Annotated in this window: 11 protein-coding genes and 2 pseudogenes; 5 read left to right on the top strand and 8 right to left on the bottom strand. The window is 60.5% G+C overall.

What is annotated here, in order from left to right:
- Positions 1-104 precede the first annotated feature (104 nt).
- The gene (locus LOY38_RS27410; protein WP_258697901.1) at positions 105-875 is read left to right on the top strand and encodes a ParA family protein; all 771 of its coding nucleotides are present in this window, start codon (positions 105-107) and stop codon (positions 873-875) included.
- Positions 876-896: 21 nt separating this feature from the next.
- Here the strand turns inward: LOY38_RS27410 and trxC are convergent, their stop codons facing one another.
- From trxC to LOY38_RS30455, 6 genes and pseudogenes are all read right to left on the bottom strand, one after another.
- The gene (gene trxC / locus LOY38_RS27405; RefSeq protein WP_258697900.1) at positions 897-1331 is read right to left on the bottom strand and encodes a thioredoxin TrxC; all 435 of its coding nucleotides are present in this window, start codon (positions 1329-1331) and stop codon (positions 897-899) included.
- 114 nt (positions 1332-1445) lie between these two features.
- Positions 1446-2909: a protein adenylyltransferase SelO gene (gene selO / locus LOY38_RS27400; protein ID WP_258697899.1), complete on the bottom strand. Its 1464-nt coding sequence runs from the start codon at positions 2907-2909 to the stop codon at positions 1446-1448.
- 48 nt (positions 2910-2957) lie between these two features.
- The gene (gene mscK / locus LOY38_RS27395) at positions 2958-6308 is read right to left on the bottom strand and encodes a mechanosensitive channel MscK (protein WP_258697898.1); all 3351 of its coding nucleotides are present in this window, start codon (positions 6306-6308) and stop codon (positions 2958-2960) included.
- Between the two features lie 33 nt (positions 6309-6341).
- Positions 6342-8084, bottom strand: a complete 1743-nt coding sequence (locus LOY38_RS27390) for a potassium/proton antiporter (protein WP_258697897.1) — start codon at positions 8082-8084, stop codon at positions 6342-6344.
- Between the two features lie 287 nt (positions 8085-8371).
- On the bottom strand, positions 8372-9235 hold the full coding sequence (locus tag LOY38_RS30460) for a methyl-accepting chemotaxis protein (RefSeq protein WP_408980646.1): 864 nt from the start codon (positions 9233-9235) through the stop codon (positions 8372-8374).
- Positions 9227-9982 (bottom strand): annotated as a pseudogene (locus LOY38_RS30455) (MCP four helix bundle domain-containing protein); the annotation flags it as partial. The gene LOY38_RS30460 and the pseudogene LOY38_RS30455, both read right to left, overlap by 9 nt.
- Before the next feature lie 290 nt (positions 9983-10272).
- Between LOY38_RS30455 and LOY38_RS27380 the strand changes: the two are divergent.
- The 4 genes and pseudogenes from LOY38_RS27380 to LOY38_RS30445 all read left to right on the top strand — a co-directional run bounded on the left by LOY38_RS27380 (position 10273) and on the right by LOY38_RS30445 (position 12837).
- A complete protein-coding gene (locus LOY38_RS27380; RefSeq protein WP_258697895.1) occupies positions 10273-10503 on the top strand; it encodes a hypothetical protein in 231 nt (76 codons plus the stop codon).
- Positions 10500-10802 carry a cell division protein ZapA gene (locus tag LOY38_RS27375; RefSeq protein ID WP_258697894.1) on the top strand — a complete coding sequence of 101 codons (303 nt, stop codon included), beginning with the start codon at positions 10500-10502 and terminating at the stop codon, positions 10800-10802. The genes LOY38_RS27380 and LOY38_RS27375 overlap by 4 nt, the downstream gene beginning before the upstream one ends.
- 55 nt (positions 10803-10857) lie before the next feature.
- A pseudogene (locus tag LOY38_RS30450) lies at positions 10858-11970 on the top strand (cache domain-containing protein); the annotation flags it as partial.
- Between the two features lie 21 nt (positions 11971-11991).
- Positions 11992-12837 (top strand): methyl-accepting chemotaxis protein, encoded by an 846-nt coding sequence (locus LOY38_RS30445; protein WP_408980645.1) that lies wholly within the window; start codon positions 11992-11994, stop codon positions 12835-12837.
- Between the two features lie 146 nt (positions 12838-12983).
- Here the strand turns inward: LOY38_RS30445 and LOY38_RS27365 are convergent, their stop codons facing one another.
- Positions 12984-14786, bottom strand: a complete 1803-nt coding sequence (locus tag LOY38_RS27365) for an acyl-CoA dehydrogenase (protein WP_258697892.1) — start codon at positions 14784-14786, stop codon at positions 12984-12986.
- A 253-nt stretch (positions 14787-15039) separates the two neighbouring features.
- Positions 15040-18993: a trifunctional transcriptional regulator/proline dehydrogenase/L-glutamate gamma-semialdehyde dehydrogenase gene (gene putA / locus LOY38_RS27360; protein WP_258697891.1), complete on the bottom strand. Its 3954-nt coding sequence runs from the start codon at positions 18991-18993 to the stop codon at positions 15040-15042.
- Between the last annotated feature and the right edge of the window lie 131 nt (positions 18994-19124).

Here is a 19124-nt window from a genome sequence, read left to right as displayed (position 1 = left end):
CCGGAGATTTGCTAATGACTGTGTAGTCTAGATGCTGGCGAGGTAGCTAAGCAGCGTTATGGACTACTACACTCGGTCATTCTTTGATACACGGAGGTTTTGACATGCGGCGCGTGGTGTTCAATCAGAAAGGTGGCGTGGGCAAATCAAGTATTGCCTGCAATCTGGCGGCGGTCAGCGCCAGCGAAGGCTATCGCACGCTGTTGGTGGATCTCGATGCCCAGGCCAACTCCACTCAGTACCTGACGGGGCTCACCGGTGACGATATCCCGATGGGTATCGCCGACTTCTTCAAGCAGACCCTGTCCTCCGGGCCGTTCTCGAAGAAAGGTCAGGTCGACATCTACGAAACTCCGTTCGACAACCTTCACGTCATCACTGCCACCGCCGAGCTGGCAGACTTGCAGCCCAAGCTTGAGGCCAAACACAAGATCAACAAGCTGCGTAAATTGCTCGAGGAGCTGGACGGTGATTACGACCGGATCTACCTCGACACCCCGCCAGCGCTGAATTTCTATGCCGTCTCGGCCTTGATCGCCGCTGACCGTGTGCTGATTCCCTTCGACTGCGACAGCTTCTCGCGTCAGGCACTGTACGGTCTGCTGGCGGAAATCGCAGAGTTGAAGGACGACCACAATGAAGGGCTGGAAGTCGAAGGCATTGTCGTCAACCAGTTCCAGGCTCGCGCCAGCCTGCCCCAGCAAATCCTCGACGAGCTGATCGCCGAAGGCCTGCCGGTACTGCCGGTGTATCTGGCCAGTTCGGTGCGCATGCGCGAATCCCATCAGGCCAACACGCCGCTGATCCACCTCGACCCGCGGCACAAACTGACCCAGCAATTCGTCGACCTGCATAACCTGCTGGAAAATACCTGAGTCGCTGTTGTTGAAGGGGCTTCAGATCCCCTGACTGCGCAACCAGCTCATCAACTGCGGTAACGGGAAGGCCCCGCTCTGGCGAGCCACTTCCCGACCGTTCTTGAACAGAATCAGGCTCGGGATCGAGCGAATCCCCAGCTGCGCCGACAACTGTTGATTCGCCTCGCTGTCCAGCTTGGCCAGCCGACACTTGCCCGCCAATTGCCCCGCCGCCTGCTCGAACACCGGCGCAAACGACTTGCACGGTCCGCACCAGTCCGCCCACACATCCACCAGCAACGGCAGGTCACCCTTGATCTGACTGGCGTAATCGCCTTGCTTCAATTCGAACGGTTTGTTCAGCAAGACCTCGGCCTTGCAGCGGCCGCATTTTGGATGGTCGTTGAGGCGTTCGGCGGGGATGCGGTTGAGGCCGTTGCAGTGGGGGCAGGGGATGAGCAGTGGTTCGGTCATGATTGGCTCTCAGTTGGGCAGTCTATGAAACTGATCTGGAGTCGAAGGTGGTCTTTATCAAGGCGACAGGTTTTAGACCATTATCTTCTTCGATTGCGAAGAGGGCCTTCCCACTCACGACGAACAACTGATCTCCAGATGCTTGCCCCATTCCGGTGGCCGCTCGGCATAACTCTCCATCCCCGGCTGTTCCTTGAACGGATTGCTCAGCACTGCATGCAAACGACGAACTTCTGAATAGTCGCCGCTTTCCGCCGCATCGATGGCTTTTTGCGCCAGGTAATTGCGCAGGATATACAGCGGATTCACCGCATGCATCCGTTCCCGGCGCAGCTCCTGATCAACCTCACCTTCATGAGCAACCCGAGCGACGTAGAGCTCGCCCCATGCATCGAAGCCCTTGATGTCGACGAAGTCATCGCGCAAACGGGCGACGGCCAGTTCGGGTGACTCATCCCCCAGGCGGCGGAAAAACAGGCTGTAGTCGACGCCGCTGTTTTGCATCAGTTGCAGCAGGTGCTCCAGTAGTTTCTGGTCGTCGTCTTCGGCCGTGGTGAAACCGAGACGGCGGCGCATCAGGTCCAGGTAGTGGGCCTGGAACAGAGGCAGGTACAGGCCGAGGGTTTCGCGCAGGGCGTCGACGCTGATGAACGGCGTCAGGGCCTGGGCGAGGGCGCTGAGGTTCCATTGGCCAATCGGCACCTGGTTGCTGAAGGAGTAACGGCCCTGGTCATCGGAGTGGTTGCAGATGAAATGCGCGTCAAAGTCGTCGAGGAAGGCGAACGGGCCGAAGTCGAAGGTGATGCCCAGGATCGACATGTTGTCGGTGTTCATTACGCCGTGGCAGAACCCATAGGCTTGCCATTTGGCGATCAACTCGGCATTGCGCTCGACGATTTCGCGGAACATCGCCAGATACGGTTCCGGCTGTTCCAGGCAGTGCGGGAAGTGCATGGCCAGCACGTGTTCACCGAGTTCTTTCTGCTGCTCGGGGCGCTTGGTGTAGTAGAAGAATTCGAAATGCCCGAAGCGCACATGGCTCGGCGACAGGCGCAAGACCATGGCCGCGCGTTCCTGTTTCTCGCGCCAGACCGGCGTGTCGGAGCCGATCACGCACAGTGCGCGCGTGGTGGGAATGTTCAGGGCATGCAGGGCTTCGGAAGCGAGAAGCTCGCGGATCGACGAACGCAGCACAGCCCGTCCATCGCCCATGCGTGAGTACGGCGTCTGACCGGCGCCCTTGAGGTGCAGGTCCCAATGCTCGCCAGCTTCGTTATAGACCTCGCCCAACAACAGGCCGCGACCGTCGCCCAACTGCGGGTTATAGGAGCCGAACTGATGTCCGGAATAGACCATCGCCCGTGGCTCGGCTTCGGCCCACAGCTTGTGGCCGCCGAACAGCTCGGCGAACACCGGCGTCTCGGCCTCGGCCGGGTCCAGGTCCAGCAGCGCCATGGCGGCGGGGCTGGCGACCACCAGCCGTGGGGCGGCGAGGGGTTCGGGCAGCACGTGGGTTGAGAACGCGTCGCCCAGGCGGGCGAAGCGATTGTCGAAGGTCAGTTCGTCGAGGGCTTTCAACGGCCATCTCCAGCAGAATGTCCGAGCATTCTGCTAGGGATAGAGCGCTTAGTCGAGTTCGACAGGCGGCGGCTCCCGCCGCGGATTGCCATCGGGCAGCGGCACGATGGTTTTGGTTTCCGGCTCGACCGGCACCATCTTGTACTCCTGGCCGTGAAGGTTCTTGAGATAGACCTCCATTTGCCGGAACGAGATGTTGATCTTCTGCTTCTTGAACTCGCGATTGATAAAGCGGTTGACCTCATCAAGTACCGGGTTGCGGTCGCCAAGATCGCGCACATGCATGCGCAACTCATGGTCGAGGGTGCTTTCGCCGAAGTTCAGGAAGTACACGTGGGGTTCCGGGTCCTTCAGCACGCGCGGGTTATCCCGGGCAGCCTTGAGCAGCAGCTCTTTCACCAGGTCCAGGTCCGAGCCGTAATCGACGCCGAGTTTGAGGGTCACCCGGGTGATGGTGTCGGTCAGGGACCAGTTGATCAGTTGCCCGGTGATGAACGTTTTGTTCGGGACGATGATGTCCTTGCGGTCGAAGTCGGTGATGGTCGTCGCGCGGATGCGGATCTTGCTCACCGTGCCCGACAGGTTGCCGATGGTGATGGTGTCGCCGATCCGTACCGGGCGTTCGAACAGGATCATGATCCCGGAGATGAAGTTGGCGAAGATCTCCTGCATTCCGAAACCGAGACCGACCGACAGCGCCGCCACCAGCCATTGCAACTTGTCCCAGCTAACGCCGAGCGTGGACAGGGTCGAGACGAAACCGACGCCGGCGATCACATAGGACAGCAACGTGGTCGTGGCATAGGAGCTGCCCTGGGCCAGGTTCAGCTTCGACAGCACAAACACTTCGAGCAGGCCTGGCAGGTTGCGCGCCAGCGCAAAGGTGATGCCGATGATGATCAGCGCGCCGAGCATGTCGCCGATGCTGATCGGCACCATGCTCATGTTGGCGCCGGTGCCGCTGGTGTATTCGTAGAGGGTGATGTTGTCCAGGTACGAGAACACCGAAATCAGGTCCGACCAGACCCAATACAGCGCAGCGATGAAACCGCCGAGCAGGGCCAGACGGATCAGTCGCAGGGATTGCTCGTTGACCTTCTCGATGTCCAGGGTCGGTTCTTCGATCACCGCTTCGCCGTCGCCGGCCTCTTTCGCTGCCTGGCGTTTGGCCAGGGCGCGCTGATAGGCCAGGCGCCGTGCCGCAACGCTGAGGCCGCGCACGAAGGTCGCTTCGATCACCAGCCAGAACATCAGCAAGTACAGCGTGTTGATCAATCGGTCACTGAGTTTCAGCGCGGTGTAGTAGTAGCCAAAGCACACGGCGACGAACAATGCGATCGGCAGGACGGTGAACAGCACTCCCACGGCCTTGCGGAACAGCGAGGCGTTTTCGTGGGTCGGGCTGCTGATCAGCAGACGGCTGAGCAGCCAGGCCATCAAGGCGTAGCAAGTCAGCACCACCGGCATGCCGAGCACGTCATCGGCCAGCGCCGCCGGTTGCAGTTCAGCAACGGCCACCACGGTCACCAGGGCCATCACCACCAGCCCGAGTCGGCGAATCCAGCCCTGAAGGAACTCGACCTGAGGTTTTTCCCAGCGGAAATGCAGTTCGGCCACGCCGCCCGGCGCGAGGATGCGGTAGGCGGTGTAGAACACCAGCCAGGCCTGGGCCATTTGCAGCAGCGCCGCACCCATGTTCGTGTTCTGCCCTCGGGCGTCGATCTGCAAAGCCAGGCCGCACAAGGCCAGACCCAGAGAGACCGGCATCGCCAGCAGGATATTGATCAGAATCGCTTGCGGTGTGTGCCACTGGCTGTCGCGCTTGAAATGGCCGATGTCCTGGTGAACTTTGTTCAGGCGGGCATAGAGATTCTTGCGGCGCCATAGCAGAGCCCCGATCAGCAAGGCCAGTGGCAGGAACAGCAGCGGCCGCTGCGTCAGGCCATCGGTCAGTTCGCTCAGGCTTGAGGCCCACGGCAAGGTGGTAACCTGGCGTTGCAGGCGATCCGGCACGCCGTGCATCCACTCAAAATCCAGCGGCTTGTTGCTGGGAATCCAGAACATTTGCTCGTCGAGGGTCGCCCGCAGACTTTGTGCGGTGCTGAGCAGTTGCTTCTGGTTGAGTTGCAGGGTGATGGATTCGTTGAGCACCGCGCTCAGTTCGCGATTCAAACGCTCCAACAGGTCCGCGCGGGTGGTGGCCAGTTCCAGCAGGCTCTTGCGCAGTTGCGGGGTGACTTGCTCGGGTGGTTGAGTTGCCAGCAGGTTGTCGACATAGGTGATCGGGTTGCTGAGCAGTTCCCGTTGCTGACTGACTTCGAACTGATACAGGCGAATGTCGGCAATCTGGTCGGCCAGGTCGCGGTCGAGCCTGAGACGCGGCAGAGCCTGTTTCTGTTTGTAGAGAATCTTGGAGAGCAGCAGGCTGCCCTTGAGTACGTTGATCTGTTCGTCCAGTGCCGAATCGCTCTGGGTCACGCTGTCCAGTTGCTGCTTGGTCTGCAGGTTCTGTTGGGTGACTTCATTGAGGCGGTCGGTGCTTTTGAGCAGGTAGTCCGAGAGCTTCAGGTTGGCCGCGCTTTCGGTGGCCAGCAGGCTGCTGCCGCCGGCCTTCTGCGCTTCGATGGACTGTTGGGTCACTGTCTCTTGCGACTGGGCCAGGCGTTTCTGGTTGATCAGGGTTTGCAGGTCCTGGATCTCCTGATCCAGGCGATCGGATTTTTCCGACAGCAAGTCGTGCTGGCTGTTGCCCAGGTCCTGCAACAGGCTGTTGCCGGCCAGTTCCTGGCGACGCAACGGGATCAAGGCGTTCAGTGCCGCGAGTTCAGCATTGAGCTGATCGCGCTGCTCAGGGGTCAAGGTCTTGCCGCTGTCCTTGCCGAGCTTGAGGGTGTTATTGATCTGCTGGATACGCGTCTGACTGGCAGAGATCTCGGCCTGGGCGCGCTCGGGGCGGGTCTGGGCGGTGATGATCAGGCTGTTCGCTTCGGCCAGGGCTTTCTGCAGATCGCTTTGCTGGGTGGCGCGTTCGGTCAACAGTTGTTCGAGCTGCTGAATCGTCTCTTTGGTATAGCGTTGCCCCACCGGCACCACTTTGGTGGCCTTGAGGCGGGTCAGTTCGCGCTGGTTCTCGATGTTCTGCTTCGGAGCGTTGGCCAACTGCTGCTTGAGATCGATCAGCTTCTGATCGTAATCGCGCAGGTTGTTGAGCTGGGTGAGCGTGCTCTGCAGGATGGTTTGCAGGGTTTTCTGGTCGGCTTCCGGCAGTTTGCGGTCGGCGATCTTGTTCAGGCTCGCCTGCACGGCTTCGCTGGACGGCGGTTCGGCGGCTTGCAGCGTGTTGATGGAAAGGCTCAAGCCCAGCAGGGCCATGATGAAAAAGGTGCGCAGAGTTGACATAGAGACCGATCGAAACGAGATGAAGAATGGAGTTTAGAGGAACAAGCCGGGACCGGGGCGACTTCCTTCGGGGAATCTGACGCCCACTTTACCGATCTTGTTCCCTTCCATGACCGCGACGGTCCAGAGGGTGTTGTTCCACTCCACCTGGTCACCGACGACTGGGGCACCGCCCACTTTCTGGGCAATGAAGTGGCCCAGGGACATGTTTGGATCGATGCCTTCGACTTTCAACCCGTACAGGGCAGCAACCGCGCCCAGCTGGGCGTCTCCTTCGAGCACGAAGTCGCCGAAGAAGCGCAAATCCAGCCCCCGTTGCGGTGCCTGACTGAAGAGTTTACCGAGGGCTGGAAGGTTGTGTTCATGGCCGATCACGCAGAGCAAATCATCGACTTCGAGCACCGTACTACCCGACGGATGGAGCAGTTGTTGGCCACGAAACAGGGCCGCGATACGGGTGCCTTCGGGCATTTTCAGCTCGCGAAGGGGGGATCCAATGCACCATTTCTCGGCACCGAGGCGATACACGAACAGCTCCCACTCGCTGGTGACATGCACTTCCAGCGCCGATCGAGAGATTGGCAAGGGCTCCGGCGGGACGGTCACTTTTAAAAGCTTGGCAACCCAGGGCAGGCTTGTGCCTTGCACCAGCAGCGACACGAGCACGATAAAGAACGCCAGATTGAAGTAGAGCTGAGCGTTGGGCAGCCCCGCCATCAGCGGGAACACCGCCAGAATGATCGGTACGGCACCGCGCAGGCCAACCCAGGAAATGAACGCCTTTTCGCGGCCATGGAACGCTTTGAAGGGCAACAGGCCGACCAGCACTGACAGCGGACGAGCAAACAGAATCATCCACAGCGCCAGGCCCAGCGCCGGCAAAGCAATCGGCAGCAGGTCATGGGGCGTGACCAACAGCCCCAGCACCAGGAACATGCCGATCTGTGCCAGCCAGGCCATGCCGTCGAGCATATGCAAAATGCCGTGGCGACTTCGCACCGGGCGGTTGCCGATCACCAGGCCACACAGGTACACCGCCAAAAAGCCGCTACCGTGCAGGGCGTTGGTCAAGGCAAATAACACCAGGCCACCGGCAATCATCAGAATCGGATAAAGGCCGGAGGCCAGGTTGATACGGTTGACCAGTTGCAGCAGTAGCCAACCCCCACCGAGACCGATCACACCGCCGATGCCGAACTCGCGCACCAAATGCCCGAGCAGGCTCCAGTGCAGGCCGGTCTGGCCGCTGGCGAGCATGTCGATCAGCGTCACGGTAAGGAACACCGCCATCGGGTCGTTGCTGCCGGATTCGATCTCCAGGCTCGCGCTCACCCGTTCGTTCAGGCCCTTGCCCCCCAGCAGCGAGAACACGGCCGCGGCATCGGTGGAGCCAACGATGGCGCCGATCAGCAGGCCCTGGATCATGTTCAAGTCGAACAACCACGCCGCCGCCATCCCGGTCAGCCCGGTGGTGATCAACACCCCGACTGTGGCCAGCGACAGCGCCGGCCACAACGCCACGCGGAAACTCGCCACCCGGGTGCGCAAGCCACCGTCGAGCAGGATTACTGCCAGGGCGAGGTTGCCGACCAGATAAGCCGTTGGATAGTTATCGAAAATAATACCGGCACCGTCGACACCGGCCGACATGCCCACCGCGAGGATGATCACCAGAATCGGGATACCGAGGCGCGATGAAAGTGAGCTCACCAGAATGCTCGCACCTACCAGCAACGCGCCGATCAAGAACAGGCTGTTGATGGTCGTCGCATTCAAAGGCAGTACTCCAGAAAGCTAAAGGCGGGCACAAACTGACCATGCAGTCTGCGTGCCAGCGATTCTAACCTGTTGAAATGTGATGCTGTCAAAAAGCTTTTAACGCTGATCATCCACACCCGCTTCGGCTGGATGAGATCACTGTGGCGAGGGAGCTTGCTCCCGCTGGGTCGCGTAGCGACCCCAAACCGGCGCTGCGTTGCATCAGGTTCAATGCTTGGACCGATTTGCGACTGCTTCGCAGCCGAGCGGGAGCAAGCTCCCTCGCCACAGAGGTGGTGTAGCCGTTACAGGCTAAACCGCCCGACCATGTTGTTCAGGTCCAGCGCCAGGCGCGACAGCTCGCTGCTGGCCGCACTCGTCTGGTTGGCGCCAGTGGCCGATTGCACCGACAGGTCACGAATGTTCACCAGATTGCGGTCCACTTCACGGGCCACCTGGGCCTGTTCTTCGGCCGCGCTGGCGATCACCAGGTTACGCTCGTTGATTTCGACGATGGCGCTGTTGATGGTGTCCAGCGACAGGCCGGCACCGCGAGCGATGTTCAAAGTCGATTCGGCGCGCTCGGTGCTGTTGCGCATCGAATCCACAGCGTGTTCGGTGCCGCTCTGGATGCTGCCGATCATGCGTTCGATTTCGCTGGTCGATTGCTGGGTGCGATGGGCCAGGGCACGCACTTCGTCGGCGACCACCGCAAAACCACGACCGGCTTCACCGGCACGGGCTGCTTCGATGGCGGCGTTCAACGCCAACAGGTTGGTCTGGTCGGCCAGGCCGCGGATCACGTCCAGCACTTTGCCGATGTCCCGCGACTCGTTGGCCAGATCGCCGATCAGGGTAGCGGTGCTCTGCACGTCGGCGCTCATGCGTTCGATGGCGCTGACGGTTTCCTGCACCAGGTCACGACCATCACCGGCAGAGGTGGTGGCATTTTTCGAGGCTTCGGAGGTGCTCACGGCGTTGCGGGCGACTTCTTCCACGGCGCTGGTCATTTCATTGACGGCGGTGGCGGCCTGTTCGATTTCGTTGTTCTGCTGGGTCAGGCCACGGGCGCTTTCGTCGGTGACGCTGTTGAGCTCTTCTGCGGCGGACGCCAGTTGCGTGGCCGAACCGGAAATACGTTGCAGGGTGTCGCGCAGTTTTTCCTGCATCTTCGCCATCGCGGCGAGCAGACGACCGGCTTCATCTTCGCCATCGACCGTGATCGGGCGCGTCAGGTTGCCTTCGGCGATTTCTTCGGCGGCGCTCAGGGCGTTGGCGATGGGTTTGGTGATGCTGTTGGTCAGCAGCCAGGCGAACAGCAGGGTCAGGCCAGTGGCGATCACCAGCAGGGTCACTACCAGGTTGAAGGCTGACGAGTACTGGTCGGCGGCTTGCTGGTTGGCGTTGTCGGCCTGCTGGGTGTTGATCTCCAGCAAGCGGTTGAGCACGGTGTTGATGGCTTCAGAGTTGTTCAGCAAATCGGTGTTGACCAGTGTGCGCAGTTCGTCGACCTGATTGTTGCGCGACAGGCTCTTCATCCGGTCTTCGATCTGGCGATACTGCCCCAGCAACTGCACATACTGATCATAGGCCGCACGTTCCTGGGGGCTGGCGATCAGTTTTTCATAGGTTGTCTGAGCCGCTCGAATCTGCTGGTTACGGGTTTCCAGAAGGTCCATGGTTTTCAGTTGGACGTCCGGCTCACGATTCACCAACAGGCGATAAGACAGCACGCGCAGACGCAGGGTCAGCTGTGTGAATTCATCGAGGCTTTTAATGCTCGGTACGCTGTTCGAGGTGATCTCCTCGGCGGCGCCGCGAATCTTGCTCATCTGGTTCAGGGCGAACACACCCAGAATCAGCATCATGACGCCAATCAGGGTGAAGCCGAGGAACGCCCGCGGTGCGATATTCATATTTCGTAGGGACATGGTGTTCACCGAAAAAAGCGCATCCGTGCGGCGCTGAGACTGCTGTATTCATGGCTTATCGGTCATACGACTAAAGTCTTGAGTCGCTGCGCGCATTTGTCGCAGAAGGGCCGCAACGACGAAGTGCAGGAACCAGAGCCGTCAATCGCAGTCTTTAAAGCTCGCGAGGAAGGTCGACCGTCAGGAAAATCAAGGCCTTGCGCCTGCATAACCCTGGCTTCCACAGTGACTTTTCTTTATCGTACGCGCCCTTTGAAAATGCCCGGAAAATCAAAATGTTAGAAGCATCCCTAAGCCAACTGGAACAGCTGGTCAGCGACCTGGTGCAACAGAACCAGACCCTGCTCGGCACCCATCAATCCCTGAGTGCAGAACTGGCCCGGGTCAAGGATGAAAACGAAAGCCTGCAACTGAGCCTGATGGAACAGGAAGAGAAACAAGGCGCCACTGTCGCACGCATCCAGGCCTTGGTTGAGCGCGTCAGCGCCGGCCCTGTCAGCGCATGAGTTACGGCGCCGCAGGGGTAAAAGTCGTCTCGATTCTGGGCGAGGACTATTCAATCAAGGCGCCGGCCGGGGAAGAGCAGACCCTGCTGGACGCTGCATTGATGTTGAAGGCCGCCCTGGCCGAGACCAAAAAGAAATACCCGACGCTGATCGGTGACCGCTTGCTGGTGCTGGCGGCGATGAATCTGTGCTCGCAGCAGATCGAAATGCAAAAGCGTCACCGGCAGGAACTCGACCGTTACCAAGAGCAAGTCAGCGCCACGGTTGAAGTGATCGCCAAGACGATCAACCAGGCCTGAGCGGCTTTGCGCACAACCAAAGAATAAATTGTCGATTTAGTTGTATACAATCGGCATGGCTGTTGCAGTGTTTCAGCCTCTTATTCTTTGGGGGTGCTCCATGCAGTTCTGGCGACGCAGTATTCAATGGCAGTTGATCCTGAGCATGGGCACCGCCCTGCTGGTCAGTATTCTGATCGTGGTTGGCATTTATACCTTCGTGGTCAACCGCCTCGCCCAGCGCTATCTGGTCGAGCAGGCGCTGCCGTCGAGCATCGAAGCGATGCGCAACGACATCGAGCGAATCCTCGTTCAACCCCTCACCGCCGCCAAGGACATTGCCAGTAACAGCATGGTGCGAGACTGGTTGGCCGGGGGCGAAAACAGTGTCCAGACCGACACATTCGTGAAGTATCTGGAAGGCATCCGCACCGAGCACAAAGCCTTTACCGCGCTGATTATCGGCGCCGCTTCAAGCCATTACATCACTGAAAAAGGCCTGGACCGGACGCTCAGCCGTTCCAATCCCAACGACGCCTGGTTCTATTCATTCCTCGACAGCAATCAGCCGCGCACCCTCAATATCGACAATGACACCGCCACCGGTGAGTTGGCGCTGTTCATCGACCTCAAGGTCGAGCAGGCCGGTAAAGTCGTGGGCGTCGCCGGGCTGGGCCTGAGCATGAAAGAACTGTCGGAGCTGATCCAGAATTTCAACTTTGGTGAGCGCGGCAAGGTCTATCTCGTGCGTTCCGACGGATTGATCCAGGTTCACCCCGAGGCGCAGTTCAGCGGCAAACGTACGCTGGTCGAGCAAATCGGCGCTTCGGCGGCGCAAGCAGTGATGGGTCCAAAAGCTGCTACCAGCAGTTTTGCCCGCGATGGCGAAGAGTTTCTGGCCTTGAGCCTGCCACTGCGTGATCTGGGCTGGACCCTGGTGGCCGAAGTGCCGCAGTCGCAGATCTACGCCGAAGCTCGCCGGGCGATGTGGATGAGCAGCGGTATTGGTCTGGTCGTGGCGCTGGTCTGTCTTTTATTAGTGGTGTTGCTCGCCCGTGGGCTGGTACGGCCGATCCGTCAGGTAACAGTGGCGCTGGTAGCCATCGGTAGCGGTGGTGGAGATTTGACCCACAGGTTAAATTCCAGCCGCGCCGATGAGCTGGGTGACCTGGCTCGCGGTTTCAATCGCTTCCTGGAAAGTCAGCGCGACATGATCGGCGAAGTCCTGGCCACCAGTGAGCGTTTGCGCACGGCGGTCGGCCAGGTGGCGCGGGTGGTGGACAACACGGCCGAACGCTCGGGGCGTCAGCAGGAAATGACCGACATGGTCGCCACCGCTGTCCACGAGATGGGCCTGACCGTGCAGGAAATCGCTCAAAACGCCGGCAACGCGGCCGTCGCTTCGCAAACCGCGCGGGATGAAGCGCTGCAGGCGCGGGAAGTGGTGGGCGGATCGATCCGGCATATCGAAAGCATGTCCGAGGAGATTGGCATCGCCGCCGGTGCGGTGGGCGAGTTGGCTCATCAAGTGGCGTCCATCGATCAGGTGTTGGCGGTGATTCGCGGGATTTCCGAGCAGACCAATCTGCTGGCGCTCAACGCCGCCATCGAAGCGGCGCGGGCCGGGGACATGGGGCGCGGGTTTGCGGTGGTGGCCGATGAAGTGCGGACCCTGGCGCGGCGAACTCAATCGTCCACCGACGAGATCCAGCAAATGATCGGCAGTCTCAAGCAAGGCGCGGAGAATGCGGTGTCTTCCATGCATTCCGGGCAAGCGGCGACCGGCACGGGCGTTGAGTCGAGTCAGCGCACCGGGGCGTCGCTGACGGCGATTACCGGGCAGGTCGAGCGCATCAGCGATATGAACCATCAGGTGGCCACGGCGACGGAAGAGCAGTCGGTGGTGACGGAAGAGATCAACCGCAATGTACAGGGGATTTCTGATTTGGCTCGAGCGACGGCGGGGGAAGTCAGGGTTTGTCGGGAAGATTGTCAGACGTTGCAGCGGTTGGCGGATGATTTGGCTCGGCAGATGGGTGGGTTTCGGTTGAGCTGATAAATGTGTTGCCTGTACTGACGCCATCGCGGGCAAGCCCGCTCCCACAGGATTTGTGCGTGGAACACATTATCTGTGAACAACAGAGATCCCTGTGGGAGCGGGCTTGCCCGCGATTGGATGCCAGTTTCGCCACAAAGCTTCGGTCAGAACCATTCATCCCGCATCGCCAGGCACACATCATCCCGCGCCTCAAGAATCGCCAGCTCATGGTGACAACCCGGCACTTCCCACGTCAGGAAATACCGCGCCGCCTGCAGCTTGCCTTTATAAAAGCTCTCATCCGCCGCATTCCCCTTGGCCAATCCTTCCTCGGCGCGAATCGCCTGTTCCAGCCAACGCCAACCAATCACCATATGCCCGAACACTTTCAGATACAGCGCCGAGTTCGCCAGGCTGCTATTGACCTTGCCTTGAGCCAGATCGGTCAGCAGGCCGATGGTCACGGTTTGCAGGCGTGCGACCAGTTTCTCCAACGGTTCGCGCAGCGGCGTCAGCGATTCATACGCTTGCGCTCGCTCGGCGGTGTCGGCGATCAGGCGGATCAGTTGCTTGAGCCCCGCGCCCCCGTTCTGCGCCAACTTGCGCCCCAGCAAATCCAGTGACTGAATGCCGTGAGTCCCTTCGTGAATCGGGTTCAGGCGGTTGTCGCGGTAGTACTGCTCCACCGGGTACTCACGGGTATAACCGTGGCCACCGAGAATCTGGATCGCCAGTTCGTTGGCCTTCAGGCAAAACTCCGACGGCCAGGATTTAACGATCGGCGTCAGCAGATCCAGCAGCTCATGAGCCTGTTTGCGCTCGGCTTCGCTCTCAAGCGTCGTGGTGTCGTCAAACAGCCGCGCTGCGTACAACCCGAGGTCAAAGGCCCCTTCGACGTAGGATTTTTGCGTCAGCAGCATGCGTCTGACATCGGCATGCTGAATGATTGCCACCGGCGCGGTGGTCGGGTCCTTGCTATCCGGCACCCGACCTTGCGGACGCTCGCGGGCATATTCCAGTGAGTACAGATAACCGGCATAACCCAGCATCACCGCGCCCATGCCGACGCCGATCCGCGCCTCGTTCATCATCTGGAACATGTAGCTCAGGCCATGGTGCGGCTTGCCCACCAGATAGCCGACACACTCGCCGTTGTCGCCGAAGTTCAGCGCGGTGGACGTGGTGCCACGCCAGCCCATCTTGTGGAACAACCCGGCCAGCAACACGTCGTTGCGCTTGCCGAGACTGCCGTCACCGTTGACCAGGAACTTGGGCACGATAAACAGCGAAATGCCCTTCACCCCGGCCGGTGCGTCTGGCAGTTTGGCCAGCACCATGTGCACGATGTTTTCCGACAGCGGGTGATCGCCACCGGAGATGAAGATCTTGTTGCCCTTGAGTCGATAGGTGCCGTCGGACGCAGGCTCTGCGCGGGTTCGAATATCCGACAGCGACGAGCCAGCGTGGGGCTCGGTGAGGGCCATGGTGCCGAAGAAACGGCCGTCGATCATCGGTTGCAGGAAGCGTTGCTTCTGCTCATCGGTGCCGAAGCTTTCGATCAGGTTGGCCGCGCCCATGGTCAGGAACGGGTAAGAAGTCGACGCCGCGTTGGCCGACTGAAAGTGCGCAAAGCACGCTTGCGACAGCAGCGTAGGAAGTTGCATGCCGCCCGCGTCGAAACTGCGCGCGGCGTTGAGGAAACCGGCTTCGAGGAAGGCGTCCACCGCCGGTTTCACTTCCGGAATCAGAATCGCCTGACCGTCCTCATAGCGCGGCTCGTTCTCGTCGCCCTTGCGGTTGTGCGGGGCGAATAACTTCTCGGCGATGCTGCGGGCAGTGCCGATGGCCGCATCGAAGGTCTCGCGGTTGTGCTCGGCGAACCGCTCACGCTGGGTCAGGCCCTCGGCATCGAGGACTTCATACAGCTCGAAAGCCAGATTACGGGAACTGAGCAACGTCTCGGACATGGCGGCCTACCTTATTTTGGAATGGACCGAGTCTAGGCGTGGGAATAGAGGCTGAACAGGATGATTGATGAGCGTGATGGTGCAGCAGAGCGGCGGCTTAGCAGGCGACACAAGCAACTGTGGGAGCGGGCTTGCCCGCGATGGCGTCAGACCGGTCAATATCATCAGTGACTGATACATCGCTATCGCGGGCAAGCCCCACAGGTAATGTGTAAACCAGGCACCCATTGCAGGTGCCCGGTCTTGTTGCGGTTTAGCCGATCGTCATCAAACTGGCATTACCACCCGCCGCAGCGGTGTTAACGCTCAACGCACGCTCGATCACCAGACGTTCCAGCGCAATGTTGGTTTCACCCTGCGACAAGCCGTGAACCCCGACAATCGCACCGGCACGCTTGGCCACTTGCTGGCAGACCGCACGCAACTGGTCGGAATGGCCGTGATGCAGGACCGCATCAATCACCACCTCGTCCTTGGTCCAGTCGGCAACCCGCTTGATCCGAGCCTGGATTTCTTTCGGCAGGCGTGCGAACAAAGCCTTGGCCGGTTCAGCGTCCGGCCACACCGCCGAACCACCGACGGCCAACACCGCCGCCAGTTGAGTCAGCAGATCGCCTTCGACGTCCGCCAGGCACAGCACGTGTTCGCGCGGCAGGATGGCGTAGCTGTTGCGCTCGCCGGTCGGGCCCGCCAGTACACGGGTGATCCCGCTTTGCGATTGCGCCGCGAACTGCACGCACAGGGCGCTCAAGTCAGCGAGCTTGTTGCTGTCGGCCCAGGCTTTCAGGGCGGTCAGCGGTTTGCTCATGGCGTCACGCAGGCGGACGTCCGGTGCAGCGATAGCGTCGCCGCGGGCGAAGGATTGTTCGATCGCATCGGTAGGACGTGTCGACAGCAAGCGGTACAGGTACAGCGGACCACCGGCTTTCGGGCCAGTACCCGACAGGCCTTCACCGCCGAACGGTTGCACGCCGACCACGGCACCAACAATGTTGCGGTTCACGTAGACGTTACCGGCGTTGACGTTGTCGATCACCTTGGCGATGGTCTCGTCGATGCGAGTGTGTACGCCCAGGGTCAGGCCGTAGCCGGAAGCGTTGATCTGGCCGATCAGTTGATCGATCTCTTTGCGCTTGTAGCGAACCACGTGCAGCACCGGGCCGAAGATCTCCCGTTGCAGTTCGTCGAAGCTTTCCAGTTCGATCAGGGTCGGCATCACGAAGGTGCCGCGTTTGACTTCTTCGCTGTTGGCGATGGCCACCTGATACACATTGCGACCTTTGTCGCGCATAGCCTGGATGTGCTTCTCGATGCCGGCTTTGGCTTCGGCATCGATCACCGGGCCGATGTCCACGGACAGGCGCTCTGGATTACCGAGACGGCATTCAGCCATGGCGCCCTTGAGCATTTCGATGACACGGTCAGCGGAATCTTCCTGCAGGCACAGTACCCGCAGCGCCGAGCAACGCTGGCCAGCACTGTCGAAGGCCGACGACACCACGTCGATCACCACCTGTTCGGTCAGCGCCGAGGAGTCGACGATCATCGCGTTCTGGCCGCCGGTTTCGGCGATCAGCGGAATCGGACGGCCCTGGGCATCCAGGCGACCGGCGACATTGCGTTGCAACAAACGAGCGACTTCGGTGGAGCCGGTGAACATCACGCCTTTGACCCGATCGTCACCGACCAGACGGGCACCAACGGTTTCGCCACGGCCCGGCAGCAGTTGCAGCACGCCTTCCGGAATCCCGGCTTCGAGCAACAAACGCACGGCTTGAGCGGCCACCAGCGGGGTTTGTTCCGCAGGTTTGGCCAGTACCGGGTTACCGGCGGCCAGGGCAGCAGCGACCTGACCACTGAAGATCGCCAGCGGGAAGTTCCACGGGCTGATGCAGACCACCGGACCCAACGGACGGTGGGCATCGTTGGTAAAATCGTTGCGAGCCTGCACCGCGTAGTAACGCAGGAAGTCCACGGCTTCACGCACTTCGGCGATGGCGTTGGCGAAGGTTTTGCCGGCTTCGCGAGCCAACAGGCCCATCAACGGCTGGATCTCGCCTTCCATCAAATCGGCGGCACGTTCCAGGATCGCGGCACGTTCGGCCGGCGGGGTGGCCTGCCAGATCGGCCCAGCGTTCAGGGCGCACTGGATCGCGTTGTCGACGTCTTCGACAGTGGCTTCCTGTACGTGACCAACCACGTCACGCAGATCCGACGGGTTCAATACCGGCGCAGGGATTTCAGTGCTGGACGCGCAACCGAGCATCGGCGCCGCTTTCCAGTTGTTGTGAGCAGTGGCCAGCAGGGCGCACGACAGGGAAGCCAGACGATGTTCGTTGGCCATGTCGATGCCGCTGGAGTTGGCGCGCTCGGCACCATAAAGATCACGCGGCAACGGGATACGCGGGTGCGGCAGGCCGAAGCCGCCTTCCAGCGTAGCCATCTGCTCGATGCTGGCCACTGGATCGGCCACCAGTTCCTGAATCGAAATAGACTGGTCGGCGATGCGGTTGACGAACGAAGTGTTCGCGCCGTTTTCCAGCAGACGACGCACCAAGTACGCCAACAATGTTTCGTGCGTGCCAACCGGTGCGTACACGCGGCACGGACGGTTCAGCTTGCCTTCGGAAACTTTACCTACAACCTGTTCGTACAGCGGTTCGCCCATGCCGTGCAGGCACTGGAACTCATACTGGCCGGGGTAATAGTTCTGACCGGCGATGTGGTAGATGGCCGACAAGGTGTGGGCGTTGTGCGTGGCGAACTGCGGATAGATGACTTCCGGCACCGACAGCAGTTTGCGTGCGCAGGCGATGTAGGAAACGTCGGTGTACACCTTGCGGGTGTAGACCGGATAGCCTTCCAGGCCTTCGACCTGGGCGCGTTTGATTTCGCTGTCCCAGTACGCGCCTTTCACCAAGCGGATCATCAGGCGATGACGGCTGCGGCGAGCCAGGTCGATCACGTAATCGATCACGTACGGGCAACGCTTCTGGTAAGCCTGGATCACGAAGCCGATGCCGTTCCAGCCGGTCAGTTGCGGCTCGAAGCACAGGCGCTCCAGCAGATCCAGCGACAACTCGAGGCGGTCGGCTTCTTCGGCGTCGATGTTCAGGCCGATGTCGTATTGCTTGGCCAGCAGGGTCAGCGACAGCAGGCGCGGGTACAGCTCGTCCATCACGCGCTCGTACTGGGCGCGGCTGTAGCGTGGGTGCAGCGCCGAGAGCTTGATGGAAATGCCCGGGCCTTCATAAATCCCGCGACCGTGGGAGGCTTTGCCGATCGAGTGGATGGCTTGTTCGTACGAGGCCAGGTACTTCTGGGCGTCGTGCTCGGTGAGTGCGGCTTCACCCAGCATGTCGTAGGAATAGCGAAAGCCTTTGGCTTCGAACTTGCTGGCGTTGGCCAGGGCTTCGGCGATGGTTTCGCCGGTGACGAACTGCTCGCCCATCAGGCGCATGGCCATGTCGACGCCCTTGCGGATCATCGGCTCGCCGCTCTTGCCGATGATGCGGCTCAACGACGAAGTCAGGCCGGCTTCGTTGTGGGTGGCGACCAGTTTGCCGGTCAGCAGCAAGCCCCAGGTGGCGGCGTTGACGAACAGCGACGGGCTGTTGCCCAGGTGCGGCTGCCAGTTGCCGGTGCTGATCTTGTCGCGGATCAATGCATCGCGAGTGCCTTTGTCCGGAATGCGCAGCAGCGCTTCGGCCAGGCACATCAGTGCCACGCCTTCCTGGGACGACAGGGAAAATTCCTGCAACAGGCCCTGAACAATCCCGGCACGGCCGCCGGCGCTCTTCTGATTGCGCAGTTTCTCGGCAATCGAGGCGGCGAGCTTGTTGGTGGCGTCGCACATCGGGGCCGGCAGGCGCGCCTGCTCGATCAGCATCGGCACCACTTCGGGTTCCGGGCGACGGTAAGCGGCAGTGATAGACGCACGCAGCACCGATTGCGGCAGGATGCTTTCAGCGAACTCCAGGAAGCACTGGTGCGCGTGATCGGTATGGACTTCGCCAGCGTCGTCGGCGTCTTTGCCGGTCAAACCGCTCAGCTCGGTCAGGGTTGCACCACCCTCGAGTTTTTCCAGGTAATTGAAAATTGCCTGCTTGATCAGCCAGTGCGGCGTGCGATCAATCGAGGTCGCGGCGGCCTTGAGGCGTTCGCGGGTCGGGTCGTCAAGTTTGACCCCAAGGGTGGTGGTAGCCATATTTTTATCCTCATGTTTGCCACGACCTCGTGGCATCAGCTGGCGGCAAGATTAGCTGTGCGTTGGTCGAGGTGCAACCGGGTGCAACCCTTTTTTGTCGGAATAATCGGCGGCTCGTCAGGAAATAAATT

The organism is Pseudomonas sp. B21-015 (assembly GCF_024749285.1).
GTDB lineage: Bacteria > Pseudomonadota > Gammaproteobacteria > Pseudomonadales > Pseudomonadaceae > Aquipseudomonas.
Note: the sequence above shows the minus strand (reverse complement) of the source record. Positions and strands in the feature narration are given on the sequence as shown.